1 protein-coding gene is annotated in these 255 nt (G+C 62.4%); it reads left to right on the forward strand.

Going from position 1 to position 255, the window contains the following annotated elements:
• The first annotated feature begins 54 nt into the window (after window positions 1-54).
• Window positions 55-192, forward strand: a complete 138-nt coding sequence (locus SB765_RS31615; protein WP_410932753.1) for a PSPA7_2676 family Cys-rich small protein — start codon at window positions 55-57, stop codon at window positions 190-192.
• Window positions 193-255 lie beyond the last annotated feature (63 nt).

Here is a 255-nt window from a genome sequence, read left to right on the forward strand (position 1 = left end):
GCAGTCAGTTTCAGAAAGGGGCCCGGATACTCAAGAGGGTCAGGGAGGTGGCGGATGAAACTCGTCTGTCTGCTGCGGGGCTGCCAATGGCGCAGCCGGGTGGTGTGTGAAGTCGCCGGGCTTCACTGCCAGTGTTGCGAACGCTGCGGCGCGTTGCGCTACAGCCAGCCCGGTCAACCTGTAAATGTGTAGGAGCGGACCATGGCCCGGTCAATCTGGAAAGGCGCGATCAGCTTCGGCTTGGTGCACATCCCC

Origin of the sequence: Pseudomonas sp. SIMBA_067 (assembly GCF_046534675.1) — a bacterium.
In the GTDB taxonomy this organism is placed as follows: domain Bacteria; phylum Pseudomonadota; class Gammaproteobacteria; order Pseudomonadales; family Pseudomonadaceae; genus Aquipseudomonas; species Aquipseudomonas putida.

Excerpts from the sequence above, each read along its gene's own strand:
- SB765_RS31615 (WP_410932753.1), top strand. The coding sequence starts at position 55 with ATGAAACTCGTCTGTCTGCTGCGGGGCTGCCAATGGCGCAGCCGGGTG.